Origin of the sequence: Novipirellula sp., assembly GCF_041583735.1 — a bacterium.
Classification (GTDB): domain Bacteria; phylum Planctomycetota; class Planctomycetia; order Pirellulales; family Pirellulaceae; genus Novipirellula.
This window is the reverse complement of record NZ_JBFHFD010000831.1, coordinates 1-3,199: the sequence shown is the minus strand read 5'-3', so window position 1 is coordinate 3,199 and position 3,199 is coordinate 1. Positions and strand designations below refer to the sequence as shown.

Sequence of the window (3,199 nt, the reverse complement as noted above, 5' to 3'; positions counted from 1 at the left end):
TCGGTCAGCCCCGACAAGGAAAAGTCGAAATTACAAATTCAATTTCACGACGACCACGGCAAGCTGATGTACAAGGTTGCGAAAGAGCAATAAACAACCCCGATTGGAATTCATTCGGTGTTTTGAGTGTCGCTGACGCCCCATGCCATCTACGTTGGTGTTGACATCAAATATTGGGTGAGAGTTTCACCTCCGGTCTATACTGCAGTAACCTCTCCACCGACGAAGGAGACTACTGATTAAGTAGCGAGCAGATAGGCCGGAGGCCGAAACATGACTTGCCGTTGGCGTGAGCCAACGGTTTAGGTGCGACCTGTCGCCGTAAGGCCGGAGGCCGACACACTAACCGAGAGTGTGTCGCCCGCTGGGCTATGTGTTCCTAGCTCCACTAGCCGGTGGCTCACGCCGCCGGCAGAGGGTGTGTCGGCCTTCGGCCTATAATCATTGCTACTAGATCAGCTGTCTTCGAAGTTGGTGGAGAGGTGGGGGAATGTTGTGCGAACTGCCGTGAAGCTTCGCGATGCAATTGTTGATTCACAGGAACCCTATCCAAGTCCTGTCAGTGTGCTCGTGCCACTGGAAAAACGATCGGTTTCGAGGCCGAGGTGTTGCAGGTAGCTGACGAACAAGTTGCAAAGCGGGGGCGGCGAACCGGGGGCAAAGGCGAGATGTTGGCCATGTTTGAAATGGCCCCCTGCGGCAAGGATCGGTAAATCTGTATTGCTGTGGCTCGATGCGTTTCCGAGGTTCGATCCCAACAGGATCGCCGTTTGATCCAACAGCGTGTTGTCGCCTTCGTGAACCGCATCGAGTTTTTGCAGCAGTTCGGCAAACAGCCGCATCTCTTCTGTCTCAATGATCGATAACATTTCGATCTTATTGGGATCACGACCGTGGTGGCTTAGGTTGTGCCATCCGTCGTCGACGCCCTCCAGTGCGACCACTTCGTTGCCACCGGCACCAAGCATGGTGATCAGCCGCGTGGAATCGGTTTGGATGGCCAGGAAAATCATGTCGTACATCAATTGCATCGTGCCGGTAAAGTCGGCGCGATCGGTGATGTCGGTCGGCGGCTTGCGATCGACGGTGGGTTTGGGACGTTTTGACCACTCGGCCGCTTGCACGAGCCGGACTTCGAGCTCGCGGACGCTGGAAAAGTATTGATCCAAGGTTTGGTTGTCTTCGCGACCGACTTCACGCTGGACTTTGTGTGTTTGCTCCAGAACGAGGTCCATCACACTCTGGCCATCTTCGATTCGCCGCATCTGGGCGGCCTTCTCGTCCTTGTTGCCATCGAGAAACAGTTTGGCAAATAGTCGTGACGGACGCGATTCGGCGGGGATTTGCACACCTGATCGTGTGAACGAAAGACTCGATCGATTCGCCGCCAACACCAACGAACCAAATCGAGTACGGTGGCCAATTTGTTCCGCCGCATATTGGTCGACCGATATGGTGTTCTGAAAACTCGGTTGCCCTGGATGGGCTGCGCCCGTTAGAAAGCTTTTCTCTGCCGCGTGACCTCCGTCGACGTCCGGATGCATCAAACCGGACACGATCGAAACCTTGTTGCGAACCGCTTGTAAAGGCTCCAAGTACGGAGTGACCTCGTATTGGTGCCCCGCTGATTTTGGAAATAAGTTGGGGGTATGGATTCCTAGCGGAGCACAAATCATCAGCATGCGGCGGATATCACCGTTGCTCGGGTCGGTCGCCGTCTGCTGTGGATCCGCAGCCCTGGTTGTGGTCGGCGAGAATGTCTGCAGCAGCGGCAGCGACATCGCGATGCCGGTGGACCGTAAAATTCGTCGGCGATCAATGCGGAGATTCATGATGCGATGCTTTCTAGGTTTAAGGCTGCAGAAATAAGTCACTCGCGACAATTTCCAAGATCAACGAACGCAAACCGTGATCATTCTGTTTAGCTTGGCTGACGATTGCATCGATGTCACGGCGATCGGAAATCGCAATGCGGCGACCTAATGCATAGACGCACAGCTTACTTGTGATCGCTCGGGTGATCGACGCTTGGTCTTGCAACAAACATTCGCGGAATTGGTTGAAATCGTCGAACGTGCGACCGTCGGCAAATTGGGAAGCGGTTTCGACCGACGGGCCTTTGCGATAAGAGATTCGCTTGTCGGGGATCTTTTCTCCCTCACCGAGCGATCGATACCAAGTCCGTTCGCCGCCGATCGGATCAAAATGTTCCAAAGCAAATCCAGCAGGATCGATTCTTTTGTGACAGCTTGCACACGAATCGACGGATGCGTGCTTGCTGAGCTGTTCCCGGATCGTCGTGGCGCCACGAATATCGGGTTCCACCGCGGCAACGCCCGGCGGCGGTGGCGGTACGGTGCGACCGAGCAAATTCGTCAGTACCCAATTGCCACGGAGCACGGGTGAGGTGGTCGTGCCGTTGGCCGTCACCTTCAACACACTGGCGTGCGTCAGCACCCCGCCGCGAACGCTGTCGGGTGGAAGCTGCACTCGCTGAAACGTTTCGTTGCCCTGTATGCCTTGGATGCCGTAATGTTTCGCAATCCGTTCATTCAAAAAGGTAAAGTCCGAGTCAATGAAATTTGCGACGCTGAGATCTTCTTGCAAAACATGGGCAAAGAACTGGCGGGTTTCGCCGAGCATCGCTTCGACCAAAAGAGGATCATATTCGGGATACAACTTGCCATCGGGCGTGGTGAATTTGATGTCCCGCAGATCGAGCCATTGCCCCGTAAAATTCTCGACGAATCGCTGGATCTTCGAGTCACGCATCATCCGCTCGGCTTCCGCCTTGCGAATTTTAGGATCGCGTAGTTTGTCCGACGCCGCCAGTTCAAGCAGTCGATCGTCGGGCATCGTCGACCATAGGAAATAGGACATCCGCGATGCGATCGTGTAACTATCCACACTGGGATCGCGATTGATCAGCAAGAATTGCGGCGAGCATAATATGGCAGTCACGCCGGCACGTACGGCTTGCTCAAACGTGCGGCCTGACTGCAATCGATCGAGTGTCAAACGAACGAACGGTTCGATCTCGGATCCATCGACGGGACGGCGAAAGGCACGCGGCACAAGGTTGCGAATGATTCGCTCGGCATCTTCTTCAGCATTGGACGATGCGACCACATGACGCTGGACCCCTTTGCGGTGACGCATGTAGACGGATTGCTCGGGAACCATCGTGATCGAGTCGGGG

General features: G+C 55.0%; 2 protein-coding genes. Both read right to left on the bottom strand.

The window, feature by feature from the left end:
* Positions 1–545: 545 nt before the first annotated feature.
* Positions 546–1,832 carry a DUF1552 domain-containing protein gene (locus tag ABX962_RS33395; RefSeq protein WP_372726003.1) on the bottom strand — a complete coding sequence of 429 codons (1,287 nt, stop codon included), beginning with the start codon at positions 1,830–1,832 and terminating at the stop codon, positions 546–548.
* A 19-nt stretch (positions 1,833–1,851) separates the two neighbouring features.
* On the bottom strand, positions 1,852–3,199 hold a 1,348-nt coding region (locus tag ABX962_RS33390), incomplete at its 5' end, for a DUF1592 domain-containing protein (protein ID WP_372726002.1).